This is a genomic window from Arthrobacter sp. zg-Y919 (assembly GCF_030142045.1).
Lineage (GTDB): Bacteria > Actinomycetota > Actinomycetes > Actinomycetales > Micrococcaceae > Arthrobacter_B.
On record NZ_CP126242.1, the window covers coordinates 973,241 to 988,260 of the forward strand.

The window sequence follows — 15,020 nt, forward strand, 5'->3', positions numbered from 1 at the left end:
GGCGGTTCACCGTCCGTCGAGACAGTTCCGGCAGCAAAGGCCACGGACATGAGCGCAGCTGAACCCGGACAGGTCCGGAGCCGCCGCTCCCGCGACCGCCGGGGTACGGACAAGCCCGTGAAGGTCTCACGAGCCGGACGAAACCTGCCTGCAGCCATTGCCGTAGGCGTGATCCTGCTGGGGTCACTGCTGATCGGTCTGCTTTTCTTCCCGTTCGCGATTGTGATCATCGCCGTCGGCTTCGCCGCCGTCGGCGTCTGGGAAGTCAACCGTGCCCTCGAGGTCCGCGGCATGAAGGTGCCGCAGGTGCCGGTCCTGGTCGGCTCCGTCGCGCTGCCGTTTGCGGCGTTCTTCGGCGGGACCGAGGCCTTGGCGTTTGCCATGGTGGCAACCGCCGTCGCAATCCTCCTGTGGCGCAGCATCGACACTGCCGCTGAAGCGATCCAGAGCATCCTCGCGGGAATCTTCGTGGTTCTCTGGGTGCCGTTCCTGCTGAGCTTCGCCCTGTTGCTGCTGCGCGAACCGGACGGACAAATCAGCGTTGCGGTGCTGCTCCTGCTTGTGGTTTCCAATGACACGTTCGGCTACCTGGTAGGCGCGTTCTTCGGCAAGCATCCGATGGCGCCGAAGATCAGCCCGAAAAAGTCCTGGGAAGGCTTTGCGGGATCCGCCGTCGGCGCCGCCGTCGTAGGCGTTGGTGCCGCGGTCCTGTTCCTGGACCAGCCCTGGTGGTTCGGCGTGGTTCTAGCCGTCGCCACCGTTGCTGCAGCCACTGCCGGTGATTTCTCCGAGTCCATGGTCAAGCGGGAACTCGGAGTGAAGGACATGTCCAACCTCCTGCCGGGCCATGGCGGAGTGATGGACCGGCTGGATTCAGTCGTCTTCGCTTCTCCGGTGGTCTTCCTGCTGTCGGTCCTGCTTTCCTCCGTTTCCTAGGCCGGCCGGCGTAAAACCGTAACGGTCCGGCAACGTCCGGTGTGCCTTGGCAGGTCCTTTGGTGCGGGCATCGTAAGATGTTTCACAGTTTTTAGACGTTGCCCGGCAGGAATCCTGTGGTAGAAAACCGGCTCCACCGGCAACGACTCCATAGGCAATAACCACAGAGGAACAGTAAATTCATGGACGATGCGCGGCAGGCCAGTGCCCCTTTCGAACGGGTGGGACGAAGGGACTACGGCTACAACATCCGCCAGGTCGATGAGTTCCTGACCAAGGCCCGGAACTACTACAACTCCGATTCGACATCGGCCCACCGGGTCACCAGCGCCGATGTCCGGTCCATGGCCTTCGATCCGGCCAAGGGCGGCTACGAGCCGCAGGCGGTGGACGCCGCCCTGGACCGCCTGGAGGATGTCTTCGCGCAGCGCGAGCGTGACCACCTCATTGCCGAGCGCGGAGAAGAAGCGTGGCTGCTGCAGATCGGCCGGATGTCCGCAGTGCTCCGGGCCCGGCTGCACCGCAAGCCGGGGGAGCGGTTCCGCCGGCCGGCCAAGAAGCGCGTGACCAGCTACAACGTCAAGGACGTTGATGCCCTGTGCAACGAGCTCCTCGGCTACTTTGAACATGACCGGCCGCTCAGTGTTGACGTGGTGCGCCGCGCCGTCTTCCGCGAGACGAAGGGTGGCCAGGGCTACGAGGAAAGCCAGGTGGACGCCTTCCTGGACCGCGTCGTCGAACTGATGGCGTCCATAGACTAAGAACGCCCCACGTCCCGCGCCTACGGCGTTCCGGCCCCCGGCCGGTCCCGGTCGAGGGGCTCCGGGGTATGCAGCCGGGCCAGGAATTTGGCCGCACCGCCCGGCGTGGAACCGCCAGTCATCCGGGACACCAGCACCATCACGCCAAACGCCGCAGGCACTGTCCACGCAGCAGGCTGCTCGATCCAGGCGGGAATTGCCGCGCCGGTCCGGGGCAGGACGGCGCCGGCCGCCATCGCACCGCCGCACAGCAGTGCACCCGTCAGCATCCCCGCACCGGCACCGGGTGCCGTCAGCCGGCGCCACCAGACCCCGAGCACGAGCAGGGGGCAGAGGGTGGACGCGGTGAACGCAAACACCATGCCGACGCTCCCCGCCAGCGCCGAGGATTCGGTGAGCAGGGCAATGCCCAGCGGTACGACGGCGGCCAGCACGGCTGAGACCCGGAACCCGCGGACGCTGCCGCGGAAGAATTCCTGGCTGATCACCCCCGCCAGTGAGACGGTCAGTCCGCTGCTCGTGGAGAGGAACGCGGCAAACGCTCCGGCAGTGACCAAAGCTGCCAGCAGGTCCCCGGAGGCCCCGTCGAAAACACGCCCGGGCAGCAGCAGCACGGTGGAGTCCGACGCCCCCTCGGCCGCAAGGTCCGGGGCATAGATCCTGCCCAGCACCCCGTAGGTGATCGGGAAGATGTAGAACAGCGAGAGCAGGCCCAGGACAATCAGCGTGGTCCGCCGGGCGGACGCTCCGTCCGGGTTGGTGTAAAAACGCACCAGCACGTGCGGAAGGCCCAGGGTGCCGCAGAGCAGGGCGATGCTCAGGGAAATGTTCCGGTAGAGCGGTGCATGCGTTTCCGGGTTCAACGCCTCGGCCAGGAGCTGCCCGCCGTCGGCCCCCGGCGGTCCGTCGCCGGCAAGCCGGAACAGAATGAAGAGCACCGGCACCGCAATGGCCACCAGTTTCAGCCAGTACTGGAAGGCCTGGACAAACGTAATGGAGCGCATTCCTCCGGTCACCACGCTCAGGCAGACGACGCCGGTCACTACCAGGCAGCCGATCCACGCGGGCAGCCCGGTGGTGATGCGCATGGTGAGGGCCGCGCCGTGCATCTGCGGCACGATGTACAGCCAGCCGATTGTGATCACCAGCAGGCTGGTCAGCCTCCGCACCGGAAGGGACTCCAGCCGGGCGGCGGCGAAGTCCGGAACCGTGTAGGCCCCGGAGCGGCGCAGCGGAGCCGCCACGAAGAGCAGGAGCATCAGGTAGCCGCCGGTATAGCCGATGGGGAACCACAACGCATCCACGCCGGAAGCGACAATCAGGCCGGCCACCCCCAGGAAGCTGGCCGCCGAGAGGTATTCACCGCCGATGGCCGACGCATTCCACCAGGGCTTCACGGTGCGTGATGCTACGTAGAAGTCGCTGGTGGTCCGTGAAATCCGCAGTCCGTAGAACCCGATCAGCAGTGTTGCGGCGCAGACCAGGGCCAGCGCTGTGTAGCCGATGCCGGGGCTCATAGCCGCTGCCGTGTCCAAGGCCACTGCTACTGCCCGTCCATCAGGTCGCGGTACCGGTTTTCGTTGCGCTGGGCGCTGAGCACGTAGAGCAGACCGCAGCCGATGACGAGCGGATACACACCGACGCCGAGCAGGATCCACGGTGCGGGGACGCCGAAGACCGACAGTTCGGCGATCACCGGCAGGAACGCCAGCAGCACCGGGACACCAAGAAGGATCAGCAGGAATCCGCCGCCGACCACCAGTGCCAGTCGGAGCTGGCTGCGGATCAGCGAGCCGATGATCAGCTCGCCCACCTCGGACTGTTCATCAAGTTCCCGGGACACGGGGAAGGGTGCCGCCCCGGTGCCGGGCGCGGTGACGCGGATCCGCTCCGGCACCGGATCCGGGGTTGACTGCCCGTTCACTGCGTGGGCCGGACGCGGCCGGCGTCGAGCGTGGTGCGCACTGCCGGCAGATGCCGCCGGCTGACTGGCAGGTCCACGTCGCCCAGCCGCACACTGGTCCGGCCGCCCGTCAGCCGTACCTGGCGGATGTGGCTCCGCGCCACCAGGAACGACCGGTGGATCCGCACGAAACCGGCACCGGCCCACTGTTCTTCCAGATCCGCCAGCGGTACCCGGATCAGGTAGCTCGCGTCCGCGGTGTGCAGCCGGGCGTAATCACCCTGCGCCTGGACGTAGCGGATCTCCCCGCGCGGGATGATTTTGGTCGTGGCACCCTGGACTACGGTGACGACGTCGGCGTCTTCGGGCTCGGCGTCGGAAACGGTCTCGCAGATCCGCCGCACGGACTCGGCCAGCCGCTCCGGCCGGACCGGTTTAAGCAGGTAGTCCAGTGCGGCCAGGTCGAAGGCGTGCAGGGCCTGGTCCTCGTCCGCGGTCACAAAGACGACGGCGGGGGGACGTTCCCGCCGGCCCAGCGCCTTCGCAATCTCCAGTCCGGAGAGGGCGGGCATGTGGATGTCGAGGAACACGGCGTCGACGTCGCGGGTCTCTATCTCGTGCAGTGCCTGGGCGCCGCTGGCGGCCCGGTGGACCGTGCCGATGCGGGCATCCTGGCCCAGGAGGTAGGCGAGCTCCTCGACGGCGGGGGCTTCGTCGTCGGCCACTACGACGGTGAGCGGCCGGAGGGGTTTGCGCATGGTGAACAGGTTACGCGTTCGTGGGGCGGTTCTCGGGCTGCGACTTGGGAACACGCATGGTGATCAGGGTTCCGGCGCCGGGGGCAGTGTCAATGACCAGCCCGTGGTTTTCGCCGTATACCTGCCGCAGCCGCACGTCCACGTTGCGAAGACCCACGTGGTCGCCGTCGGCATGCCCGGCCAGGACGGAGCGGAGGTAGTCGGGGTCCATGCCCACTCCGTTGTCTTCGATGGTGATCACCGCGTCCGCGCCGGCGTCGACGGCGGCAATGCTGATCCGTCCCTGTCCGTCTTTGGTTTCCAGGCCGTGGCGGACAGAGTTTTCCACCAGCGGCTGCAGGGACAGGAACGGGATGACCGTGCCCAGCACCTCGGGGGCAATCTGCAGGGCGACCTTCAGCCGTTCCCCAAAGCGCGCCCGCTCCAGCAGCAGGTACCGGTCAACCGATTCCAGTTCCTGGGCGATGGTGGTGAAGTTGCCGTGCCGGCGGAACGAATAGCGGGTGAAATCGGCGAACTCGACCACAAGTTCCCGGGCACGGGAAGGATCGGTATTGATATAGGAAGCGATGGCGTTCAGCGAGTTGTAGATGAAGTGCGGGCTGATCTGCGCCCGGAGCGCCCGGACTTCGGCCTCCATCAGCTGGGCCCGGGAGGCATCGAGCTCGGCCAGCTCCACCTGCGTGGCAAGCCAGGCCGCCACCTCGTTCACCGCCCGGACAAGTCCGGCACGGACCTCCGGGGCGAAGATGGCGACGGTTCCCACCGTCTGGCCGTTCACCGGCAGGGGGGAGATCAACAGTTCGCGGCCGGTGTCCTGCAGTCCGAGGGCCCGCAGCGCGGCACCACGGAAGACCCGGGTCCGGCCGGAACCCAGGACCAGTGCCGCAGCGGCCAGCAGCCGCTCCCGGCGGAAGGGCGAGTCATTGACCGTGCCGTCCCAGGCCAGGACGGCCGACGCGTCCGTGATCACCAGCGTGTCGCAGCCCAACAAGTCACGCAGGTGACGGCTGGCCCGGCCCGCCCCGGCGGGGGTCAGCCCGGCGCGCAGATGTGCGGACGCGAGCGAGGCGGTGTGGAGGGTGGCGTAGGTGGCCCGCTCGGCGTCGGACCCCAGATCCCGCTGCGAGCGGCTGAGCCGGAAACCGAGGGTGCCCACCGCTGCCACTGTCAGGACGGCTATGGCGCAGACCAGGGCGATGTCGACGGCGGGACTCAGCATGGACCAACCCTAACGTCCCGGAGCCCGCACTGCCGTTTAGCGCTGTTGAGTGCTGTTCGGCGCCGTTCACCGCATGGAACTGACCGTTCACCGACGCAGAGCGCGCCGGGCGGACACGGACGCCGCGGGTGTAGGAAAGTGATGAGCGTCACAGCTTGCACAGCGTCGTGTCCTGACCTCCACAGGTGGATGCCGCGCCGAGCGGGCCCCTATGAAGGAGGAACAATGGCTGAAGAGCAGCCGGTTTCACACGCTGCGCACCCGGAACAGGTGGACTTCCGGGAAGTCCAGAGCTCGCCCGAGTTCCAGGAACTGCGCAAGCGCCAGCGCAGCTTTATTTTCCCGATGGCCGTGGTTTTCCTGGTCTGGTATTTCGCCTACGTCCTGCTGGCCGATTACGCGCACGGGTTTATGTCCACCCCAGTGATCGGGAACATCAACATGGGCCTGATCCTCGGCCTGCTGCAGTTCGTGAGCACGTTCGGTATCACCATGTGGTACGTCAGCTACGCCAACCGCAAGATGGACCCCATCGCGGCGGACCTCCGCCGTGACCTTGAGGCACACGGAGTGCGCCGCCCGGAGGAGACCAAGTGAACAGCCTGCACATTTCCGCCGCCACCGAAGTCACGGCGGAGTCCATCAAGGACACCGGACTGCTGAACATGATCATCTTCGGCGTGTTCGTTGCCGTCACCCTCGTGGTGGTGCTTCGCGCGAGCCGCAACAACAAGACGGCCGCCGACTACTACGCGGCCGGCCGGTCCTTCACGGGCCCGCAGAACGGCACCGCCATTGCCGGCGACTACCTCTCGGCCGCCTCCTTCCTGGGTATTGTCGGAGCCATCGCGGTCAACGGCTACGACGGCTTCCTGTATTCGATCGGGTTCCTCGTCGCCTGGCTGGTGGCACTGCTCCTTGTCGCCGAAATGCTCCGCAACACAGGCAAGTTCACGATGGCGGATGTGCTGTCGTTCCGCCTCAAGCAGCGTCCTGTCCGCATCGCCGCAGCCATCACGACGCTCGCTGTCTGCTTCTTCTACCTGCTGGCGCAGATGGCAGGCGCCGGCGGTCTGGTGTCCCTGCTGATAGGTATTGACAGCAAGGTCGGACAGTCTGTGGTGATCAGCGTCGTCGGCGCCCTGATGATCATCTACGTACTGGTCGGAGGCATGAAGGGCACCACCTGGGTGCAGATCATCAAGGCCTTCCTGCTGATTACCGGTGCGGCCGTCATGACGGTGTGGGTCCTGGCCCTGCACGGGTTCAACCTCTCGGAGCTCCTTGGAGCGGCCGTCGAGACGACCGGCAACGCCGCCATCCTGGATCCGGGGCTGCAGTACGGCAAGTCGGAGACCTCCAAGCTGGACTTTGTCTCCCTCGGACTGGCCCTGGTGCTCGGCACCGCAGCCTTGCCGCACGTGTTGATGCGCTTCTACACCGTTCCCACGGCAAAGGAAGCCCGCCGTTCGGTCGTGTGGGCCATCTGGCTGATCGGCATCTTCTACCTGTTCACGCTGGTTCTCGGCTACGGAGCCGCGGCCCTGATCGGTTCGGAAGCCATCGCGAGCGCTCCAGGCGGAGTGAACTCGGCAGCACCGCTGCTGGCCTTCGCACTGGGTGGACCGGTGCTGCTGGGACTGATCTCCGCCGTTGCCTTCGCCACCATCCTCGCGGTGGTTGCCGGCCTGACCATCACGGCAGCAGCGTCCTTCGCCCACGACATCTACGCCAACGTCATCCGCAAGGGTGAGGTCGACGCAGACGGGGAGGTGAAGGTAGCCCGCACCACGGTGGTGGTGATCGGCATCATCTCGATCCTGGGCGGCATTGGTGCACAGGGGCAGAATGTCGCCTTCCTGGTGGCCCTCGCCTTCGCAGTGGCGGCCAGTGCCAACCTGCCCACGATCATCTACTCGCTCTACTGGAGGAAGTTCTCCACGCAGGGTGCCCTGTGGAGCATGTACGGCGGCCTCGGGTCGGCAATCCTGCTCATTGCGTTCTCGCCCGTGGTTTCAGGTGCGGAAACCTCCATGATCGCCGGTATGGACTTCCAGTGGTTCCCGCTCAACAACCCCGGAATCGTTTCCATCCCGCTGGCCTTCTTCCTGGGCTGGCTGGGCACGGTGTTGGATAAGAACACCGAATCCGCCGTCAAGCAGGCGGAAATGGAAGTCCGGTCCCTGACCGGCGTCGGCGCCGAGAAGGCCGTGGACCACTAAAGGTCCCGTTCAACCGCAGTACAAAGGCAGGCTCCGCTTAGGCGGGGCCTGCCTTTGTTGCAGCAGCGCCGCGGTGCAGCAGGGGAGCGGTACGCAGGGGAATGAGTTCACCCATGGCCAGGTTGGTGTCGCAGCGTTCGACGCCCTCAACGGCCAGGATCTGTTTGTTGATGCGGAACAGGTCCTCGGCGTCCGCGGCCACCACGCGCAGCAGGAGATCGGCATCACCGGTGAGGCCGTGGGCCTCCGTCACCTCCGGCAGGCCGGCCAGGTCCGCCGTGATCCGGGCCAGGCTGGGTTGATGGACATGCACATGGACAAAGGCCATCAGCGGATAGCCGAGCGCGGCAGTGCTGATCCGCCGTTCAAACGGCAGGAACGCCCCCTTGCGTTCCAGGCCCGCCAGCCGGGCCTGGACAGTGTTGCGCGAGAGGCCGAGTTCCGCTGCCAGGGCCACCGCCGTCCGGGTTGAATCCTCCGTGAGGGCCAGCAGAAGCCGGAGGTCGGTGGCGTCTAGGGGCTGCATAGTGCGCAACGCTAGCACGGGGATTTTCCCCTTTATAGGGCAGGATGCCCAGTTTTTCCGGGAATGGTTGTGCCGGGTGCCGGGTGTGAGTAGGGTCACACTTACCCGGGCAATGGAGCCCGGGCATCGGTTTGGTCCCGCCACCCAGGGGCCGAAACACGGAAGGATGCGTATCCAAGTGTCCCTGCATTCCCCGGTGCGGCACCCGGAAAACTCCGGCAGCACACCCACCGACCCCTACGTCCAGCTGATCACTCCGGACGGTGTCCGCACCCCGGACCCCCTCTATGACCGATGGGTCCAGGACATCGACGGTGCCCGCCTGCGGGAGCTGTACATCGATATGGCCGTCATCCGCCGGATCGACACCGAAGCCACCGCCCTGCAGCGGCAGGGCGAACTGGGGTTGTGGCCGCCGCTGCTCGGCCAGGAAGCCGCACAGATCGGGTCGGGACGCTCGCTGCGAACCTCGGACTTCGTTTTCTCCAGCTACCGTGAGAACGGCGTCGCCTACTGCCGCGGGGTGGGCATGGAGGACCTGATGCGGGTCTGGCGCGGCAACGCTGCCGCAGGCTGGGACCCCTACACAGTTAACATGGCACCCACTCAGGTGATCATCGGTGCCCAGGCACTGCATGCCGCCGGCTATGCCATGGGCATCACGCGTGACGGTTCCGACGACGCCGCCGTCAGCTACTTCGGCGACGGAGCCACCAGCCAGGGGGACGTCAACGAAGCCATGGTCTTCGCCGCCAGCTTCAGCGCCCCCGTGGTCTTCTTCTGCACCAACAACCAATGGGCGATTTCCGAGCCGGTGACCCTGCAGGCCCAGGTCCCCATCGCCAACCGCGCCCCCGGTTTCGGCATCCCGTCCATCCGGGTGGACGGCAACGACGTGCTGGCCGTGATGGCCGCCACCCGGGAAGCCTTGGACCGTGCCCGCAGCGGCAACGGACCCACCTTCATTGAAGCCGTGACTTACCGGATGGGTCCGCACACCACGGCGGACGATCCCACCCGCTACCGCGACGACGCCGAACTGGAACAGTGGCGCGCCAAGGATCCGCTGTCCCGGGTCCAGGCACTGCTGGCGTCCATGGGACTTTTCACCGACGAATTCGCGGCGGAGGCCCGCACCCGTGCCGACACCGCAGCCGCCGAGCTGCGTGCGGCCTGCCTGGGCATGCCCGACCCTGTACCCGCGGACGTTTTCGCCCATGTCTATTCCGAGCCGCACTCCTGGCTGGACCGCCAGCAGGAGCAGTACTCGCGCTATCTCAGCGCTTTCGCCGGCGAGGAGAACCGTAAATGACCAGCATGACTTTCGGCCGGGCGATCACCGCCGGCCTGCGGCGCGCAATGGAGCAGGATCCCAAGGTCCTGATTATGGGTGAGGACGTTGGCAAACTCGGCGGCGTCTTCCGGATCACCGACGGACTCCAGCAGGACTTCGGGCCGCAGCGGGTGGTGGATACCCCGCTCGCCGAGTCGGGAATCATGGGTACCGCCGTCGGCCTGGCCTTCCGCGGCTACCGGCCCGTGGTGGAGATCCAGTTCGACGGGTTCATCTACCCGGCCTTCGACCAGATTGTGTCCCAGGTGGCGAAGATGCATTACCGCACCCGTGGAGCCGTGAAGCTGCCGCTGACCATCCGTGTTCCGTTCGGCGGCGGCATCGGCTCACCGGAACATCACTCGGAATCACCCGAAGCCTATTTCACCCATACCTCCGGGCTGCGCGTGATCAGTGTGTCCAATCCCCAGGACGCGTACACGATGATCCAGCAGGCCATCGCCTCCGATGACCCGGTGCTCTACTTCGAACCGAAGCGCCGCTACCACGTGAAAGGGGAGGTGGATGAGGCCGCAGCCGCGCAGCTGCCCATGGGTGCCGCCCGCGTGGTGAGCGAAGGCAGCGACGTCACGCTGGTGGCCTACGGGCCGCTTGTTCCCACCGCCCGCGATGCCGCGGTGGCTGCCTCGGATGAGGGAGTCTCCATTGAAGTGATTGACCTGCGGTCGCTGGCGCCCATCGATTTCGCCACCGTGGAGGCATCCGTCCGGAAAACCGGCCGGCTGGTGGTCACGCATGAGGCTGCCCAGTCCGGCGGACTCGGTGCCGAGATTGCGGCCAGCATCACCGAACGCTGCTTCGAGTACCTGGAGCACGCCCCGGTGCGGGTGACGGGTTTCGATATCCCGTATCCGCCGGCCCGGCTCGAATCCCATCATCTTCCGGACCTCGACCGGATCCTCGACGGAGTGGACTGCGTCCTGGACCGGCCCAGCTCCCTGTCCGGTGCGGTCTCCGGATCGGCGGCGGGCTGATGCTGCGCGAATTCCGCCTTCCGGATCTGGGGGAGGGGCTCACCGAATCCGAGATCCTGAACTGGCACGTCAATGTGGGGGACAACGTCGAGCTGAACCAGGTAATTGCCGATGTGGAGACCGCCAAGGCCATAGTCGAGCTCCCGTCACCGTACGCCGGAATCGTGGCCCGCCTGCACGAACAGGCCGGGACCGTGGTCGAGGTCGGGTCGCCGATCGTGTCCTTCGAGGTGGCCGCGGGTGCGGACGCGCCCGACGCCGCCGGGGAACCCGTGCCGGGAAAACGGGAGCCGAACCTGGTGGGCTACGGGGCCATGCCGGATGCCACCGGGCGGCCGGCCCGACGGCGGCGGCCGGCTTCCGGACCCGCACCTGCACCCGCAGCACCACCTGCTCCCGCAGCACCACCTGCTCCCGCCGCACCACCTGAACCTGTTCCGTCACCTGTACCCGCACCCGACCCGATGGCCGCACCGTCCCGGGAGCGGCCGCGGTCCACGCCGCCGGTCCGCAAGCTGGCCCGGGACATGGGGGTGGACCTCACCCAGGTGCAGGGATCGGGACCCGGCGGACTCGTGGTGCGTGCCGACGTCGTCCGCGCTGCTTCACCGGCGGCTCCACCCGACGCCACCTTGCCGATCACCGGGCCACCGGCGCCGGCAGCAGCGCCGGAACGGGAGGAGCGGATACCGGTCTCAGGCATGCGGAAGCACACTGCGGCCGCCATGGTCGCGAGTGCCTTTACGGCGCCGCACGCCACTGTCTTCCTCACCGTGGATGTCACTCCCACCATGGACCTGCTGGCGCGGCTCCGGCAGCAGCCGGCCTTCAACGGGGTGAAGCTGTCCCCGCTGACGCTGGCAGCCAAGGCGGTCTGTCTCGGGGTGCGGCGCTTTCCTGCACTGAACTCGCGGTGGGACGAGCAGGCGCGGGAAATCATCACTTACAACTACGTGAACCTCGGCATTGCCGCGGCTACGCCGCGCGGGCTGATGGTTCCGAATATCAAGGATGCCCAGACGCTGAGCCTGCACGGACTTGCCACTGCGGTGACGTCGCTGGCGCAGACAGCACGGGACGGGAAAACCCAGCCGGCGGACCTGGCCGGCGGAACCATCTCCATCTCCAATGTGGGGGTGTTCGGCGTCGACGCCGGAACGCCCATCCTGAATCCCGGTGAAGCAGGCATCCTGGCACTGGGGGCGGTCCGGCGGCAGCCGTGGGAGTACGAAGGGGCCGTTGCCCTGCGATCGGTGATGACGCTGAGCCTGTCCTTCGACCACCGTTTGGTGGACGGCGAGCAGGGGGCAGGGTTCCTGGCCGACGTGGGGGCCGTGCTGGCCGAGCCCGCACTGGCGCTCGCCATGGCCTAGCCCTGCATTAACGCAGGCAGGGCCCGGACCGGATCAGCTCCGGTACGGGCCCTGCTCGTTTGGAACCAGGGTGGGGAGCCTAGTTCAGCTCGAGTTCGAGTTCCTTCACGACGGCGCCGCGGGCATTCGCGAAGCCCTGCGTTTCACCGATGACGGTGAAGCCGTATTTCTCCAGGATGCGGATGGAGCTGGCGTTGTCCGCAACGGCGCGTGCGCGGATGGGACGTTCGGTGAACTCTTCGAGGAAGAGCCCCACCGCCGCGGTGGTCAGGCCCTGGCCCCAGTGCTCCTTGTCGATCCAGTAGCTGATCTCGGGGATGTCCCCATCCCGGTAGGCGAGGATGCTGCCTACCACCTCGCCGTCCGCCACGATGGTGCGCACGGTGATGGCCGGGTCATTGAGGATGCTCTGCCAGTGATGGTCAAAAACGCCGCGGTCCGCCGGGTTCTTGGCACTGAACGCAGCCATATGGTTGGCACTCGGGTCCAGCTGGTGGGAGAAGAACTCCTCCAGGTCGGCGGGAACTACGGCACGAAGCTCAATCACGGCAGGTCTTTCTGCTCGGGGGGGGTGGAGTTCAACCTGCCGGGAAGGGCCGGCAGGACTTGCAGCTACTGGGCGTTCAACGCCGCCCACGCCATTCTATCGAGCAGCGAACGCAGCTTTGCCGTGTCACGGGCGCTTGTGCTCCCGTGGACGGAATGGGACGTGGAATTGATCAGGCCGAAGATGCCCTGCGCCCGGCGGCGCAGCAGCGGAAGGTCGGAGCCCGGATGCAGAGCGGACAAGGCATCCACCCAGACCTCTACATACTGGCGCTGCAGCGAGCGGACCCGCCGCTCATCGTTTTCGGGCAGGCTGCCGAGATCCCGGTCCTGGACCCGGATCACGTCCGCCTGTCGGAGGGCGAAGTCGACCTGGAATTCCACCAGGCCGCGCAGTGCGATTTCCGGTGTCGCTGATTCGGCGACCACCGCCTTCCCGCCCTCGAGCAGATCCTGGCTGACTCCGATCAGCAGGGCGGAGAGCACCGCGGGCTTGCCGCTGAAGTGCCGGTACACCGCCGGTCCGCTGACACCTGCGGCGGCGCCGAGCTCCTCAATGGAGACCCCGTTGTAGCCGCGCTCGGCAAAGAGAGCCGCGGCGGCGTCGAGCATCGCTGCCCGCCGTGAGGCTTTCGCCTGGCTGCGGCCCGTTATCCGGACCGCGTCATTAGCTGCTTGGTCACTTGCTACGTCCATTCCCACCCTCCTGATTGGATCGCGCATTTATCCCCATTGTGGTGGACACCTCAGTTATTAACCAATAACCTGACTTGGGTTAGGGGTTATTAACCCAGCTTAGTGCACGGTTATCCCTCGCCACTGTTGCAGAAAGATGTCAATGGAGACACTGAAATCCGGGCTGGACACAGCTGCGGCGTCCTTTATGGAAAACACCGCGGCGCAGCAGGCCCTGGCACAAGAGCTGCGCGGGCGGCTGGCCGCGGCCGCCGTCGGCGGACCGGAGCTGTCCCGCGAGCGGCACACGGCACGGGGAAAACTGCTGCCCCGGGAGCGCGTTGCCCGGCTGCTGGACGAGGGCAGCCCCTTCCTGGAGGTCGCGCCGCTGGCCGCCACCGACATGTACGACGGCGAGTGCCCCGGAGCGGGCCTGATCGCCGGCATCGGACTGGTGCAGGGCCGCCAGGTGATGGTCCTGTCCAATGACGCCACGGTCAAGGGCGGCACCTACTATCCAATGACCGTCAAAAAGCACCTGCGGGCCCAGGAAATTGCCTTGGAGAACCGGCTGCCGTGCATTTATCTCGTTGACTCCGGTGGAGCTTTCCTGCCCCGCCAGGATGAGGTGTTTCCCGACCGGGAGCATTTCGGCCGGATTTTCTTCAACCAGGCACAAATGTCCGCCGCGAAAATTCCGCAGGTCGCCGCCGTCCTCGGTTCCTGCACCGCGGGCGGTGCCTACGTTCCCGCGATGAGCGATGAAACCGTGATTGTGCGCAACCAGGGCACCATCTTCCTGGGCGGTCCGCCGCTGGTCAAAGCTGCCATCGGCGAGATCGTGACCGCGGAGGAGCTGGGCGGCGGAGACATCCACTCACGCATCAGCGGGGTCACCGACCACCTGGCCGAGAATGACACCCACGCCCTGGAGATCGTCCGCAGCATCGTGGAGACGTTTCCCCGGCAGGACCCCGTGATGGACCTGGCCGAGGTCCGGCCGCCGGCCTATGACCCGGAGGAAATCTACGGCGTCGTGCCCACCGATCTGCAGACCCCGTACGACGTGCGCGAACTGATTGCCCGCTTGGTGGACGCCAGCGAGTTCCACGAGTTCAAGAAGGAGTACGGCACCACCCTGGTGACCGGATTCGCCCGGCTGCACGGCCACCGGATCGGCATCGTGGCAAACAACGGGGTGCTGTTCAGCGAATCCGCACTCAAGGGCGCCCACTTCATTGAGCTGTGCGACCAGCGCGGCATCCCCCTGGTCTTCCTCCAGAACATCTCCGGCTTCATGGTGGGCCGGGACTATGAAGCCGGCGGCATCGCCAAGAACGGCGCCAAGATGGTCACCGCCGTCGCCACCTGCAGGGTTCCCAAGCTGACGGTGGTGGTGGGCGGATCCTTCGGGGCCGGCAACTACTCCATGTGCGGACGCGCCTACTCGCCGCGTTTCCTGTGGATGTGGCCGGCGGCCCGGATCTCCGTGATGGGCGGCGCCCAGGCCTCCTCGGTCCTGGCCACCGTCAAGCGGGACCAGATTGAGGGCCGCGGCGGGGAATGGTCCGCCGAGGAAGAGGAAGCGTTCCGGGCTCCCATCCGCGAAACCTATGAAACCCAGGGCAACCCGTATTACTCGACGGCCCGGCTCTGGGACGACGGCATCATCGACCCCCTCGATACCCGCACCGTCCTGGGCCTGGCCCTGGACGTCTGCGCCAATGCGCCTCTGCCGGAGACTTCCTTCGGCCTGTTCCGGATGTGAGC

The 15,020-nt window shown here is 66.5% G+C and carries 15 protein-coding genes; 8 read left to right on the forward strand and 7 right to left on the reverse strand.

Translation table 11 applies throughout. The features are described from left to right. Positions 1-48: 48 nt before the first annotated feature. Together QNO10_RS04595 and QNO10_RS04600 are read left to right on the forward strand one after the other, a co-directional pair. Positions 49-936 carry a phosphatidate cytidylyltransferase gene (locus tag QNO10_RS04595; RefSeq protein ID WP_229949993.1) on the forward strand — a complete coding sequence of 296 codons (888 nt, stop codon included), beginning with the start codon at positions 49-51 and terminating at the stop codon, positions 934-936. 182 nt (positions 937-1,118) lie between these two features. Continuing rightward, positions 1,119-1,697 (forward strand): DivIVA domain-containing protein, encoded by a 579-nt coding sequence (locus QNO10_RS04600; protein ID WP_229949995.1) that lies wholly within the window; start codon positions 1,119-1,121, stop codon positions 1,695-1,697. A gap of 20 nt (positions 1,698-1,717) precedes the next feature. Here the strand turns inward: QNO10_RS04600 and QNO10_RS04605 are convergent, their stop codons facing one another. The 4 genes from QNO10_RS04605 to QNO10_RS04620 are packed head-to-tail and all read right to left on the reverse strand — an operon-like array spanning position 1,718 to position 5,580. Next, the gene (locus tag QNO10_RS04605; protein WP_229949998.1) at positions 1,718-3,214 is read right to left on the reverse strand and encodes a sodium/solute symporter; all 1,497 of its coding nucleotides are present in this window, start codon (positions 3,212-3,214) and stop codon (positions 1,718-1,720) included. Between the two features lie 26 nt (positions 3,215-3,240). Then, positions 3,241-3,621, reverse strand: a complete 381-nt coding sequence (locus tag QNO10_RS04610; protein WP_229950000.1) for a hypothetical protein — start codon at positions 3,619-3,621, stop codon at positions 3,241-3,243. Beyond that, the gene (locus QNO10_RS04615) at positions 3,618-4,358 is read right to left on the reverse strand and encodes a LytR/AlgR family response regulator transcription factor (protein WP_229950002.1); all 741 of its coding nucleotides are present in this window, start codon (positions 4,356-4,358) and stop codon (positions 3,618-3,620) included. The genes QNO10_RS04610 and QNO10_RS04615 overlap by 4 nt, the downstream gene beginning before the upstream one ends. Before the next feature lie 10 nt (positions 4,359-4,368). Continuing rightward, entirely contained in the window at positions 4,369-5,580 is a 1,212-nt protein-coding gene (locus QNO10_RS04620) for a sensor histidine kinase (protein ID WP_229950004.1), read from the reverse strand. Between the two features lie 225 nt (positions 5,581-5,805). On the opposite strand from QNO10_RS04620, the gene QNO10_RS04625 reads away from it, so the two are divergent. Together QNO10_RS04625 and QNO10_RS04630 are read left to right on the forward strand one after the other, a co-directional pair. Continuing rightward, a complete protein-coding gene (locus tag QNO10_RS04625; protein ID WP_229950006.1) occupies positions 5,806-6,177 on the forward strand; it encodes a DUF485 domain-containing protein in 372 nt (123 codons plus the stop codon). Positions 6,178-6,245: 68 nt separating this feature from the next. Then, positions 6,246-7,802: a monocarboxylic acid transporter gene (locus QNO10_RS04630; protein WP_229950209.1), complete on the forward strand. Its 1,557-nt coding sequence runs from the start codon at positions 6,246-6,248 to the stop codon at positions 7,800-7,802. A gap of 37 nt (positions 7,803-7,839) precedes the next feature. Here the strand turns inward: QNO10_RS04630 and QNO10_RS04635 are convergent, their stop codons facing one another. Next, on the reverse strand, positions 7,840-8,328 hold the full coding sequence (locus QNO10_RS04635; RefSeq protein WP_229950008.1) for an Lrp/AsnC family transcriptional regulator: 489 nt from the start codon (positions 8,326-8,328) through the stop codon (positions 7,840-7,842). Positions 8,329-8,506: 178 nt separating this feature from the next. On the opposite strand from QNO10_RS04635, the gene pdhA reads away from it, so the two are divergent. The 3 genes from pdhA to QNO10_RS04650 are packed head-to-tail and all read left to right on the forward strand — an operon-like array spanning position 8,507 to position 12,029. Continuing rightward, positions 8,507-9,640 carry a pyruvate dehydrogenase (acetyl-transferring) E1 component subunit alpha gene (gene pdhA / locus QNO10_RS04640; RefSeq protein WP_442860274.1) on the forward strand — a complete coding sequence of 378 codons (1,134 nt, stop codon included), beginning with the start codon at positions 8,507-8,509 and terminating at the stop codon, positions 9,638-9,640. Next, complete coding sequence (locus QNO10_RS04645) at positions 9,637-10,656, forward strand: alpha-ketoacid dehydrogenase subunit beta (RefSeq protein ID WP_229950009.1); 1,020 nt, start codon at positions 9,637-9,639, stop codon at positions 10,654-10,656. The genes pdhA and QNO10_RS04645 overlap by 4 nt, the downstream gene beginning before the upstream one ends. Continuing rightward, entirely contained in the window at positions 10,656-12,029 is a 1,374-nt protein-coding gene (locus QNO10_RS04650; protein WP_229950011.1) for a dihydrolipoamide acetyltransferase family protein, read from the forward strand. The genes QNO10_RS04645 and QNO10_RS04650 overlap by 1 nt, the downstream gene beginning before the upstream one ends. Positions 12,030-12,108: 79 nt before the next feature. Here the strand turns inward: QNO10_RS04650 and QNO10_RS04655 are convergent, their stop codons facing one another. Beyond that, a complete protein-coding gene (locus QNO10_RS04655) occupies positions 12,109-12,576 on the reverse strand; it encodes a GNAT family N-acetyltransferase (protein ID WP_229950012.1) in 468 nt (155 codons plus the stop codon). Between the two features lie 65 nt (positions 12,577-12,641). Then, a complete protein-coding gene (locus QNO10_RS04660; RefSeq protein WP_229950013.1) occupies positions 12,642-13,271 on the reverse strand; it encodes a TetR/AcrR family transcriptional regulator in 630 nt (209 codons plus the stop codon). A 142-nt stretch (positions 13,272-13,413) separates the two neighbouring features. Between QNO10_RS04660 and QNO10_RS04665 the strand changes: the two genes are divergently transcribed. Further along, positions 13,414-15,018 carry a carboxyl transferase domain-containing protein gene (locus tag QNO10_RS04665; protein WP_229950014.1) on the forward strand — a complete coding sequence of 535 codons (1,605 nt, stop codon included), beginning with the start codon at positions 13,414-13,416 and terminating at the stop codon, positions 15,016-15,018. Positions 15,019-15,020 lie beyond the last annotated feature (2 nt).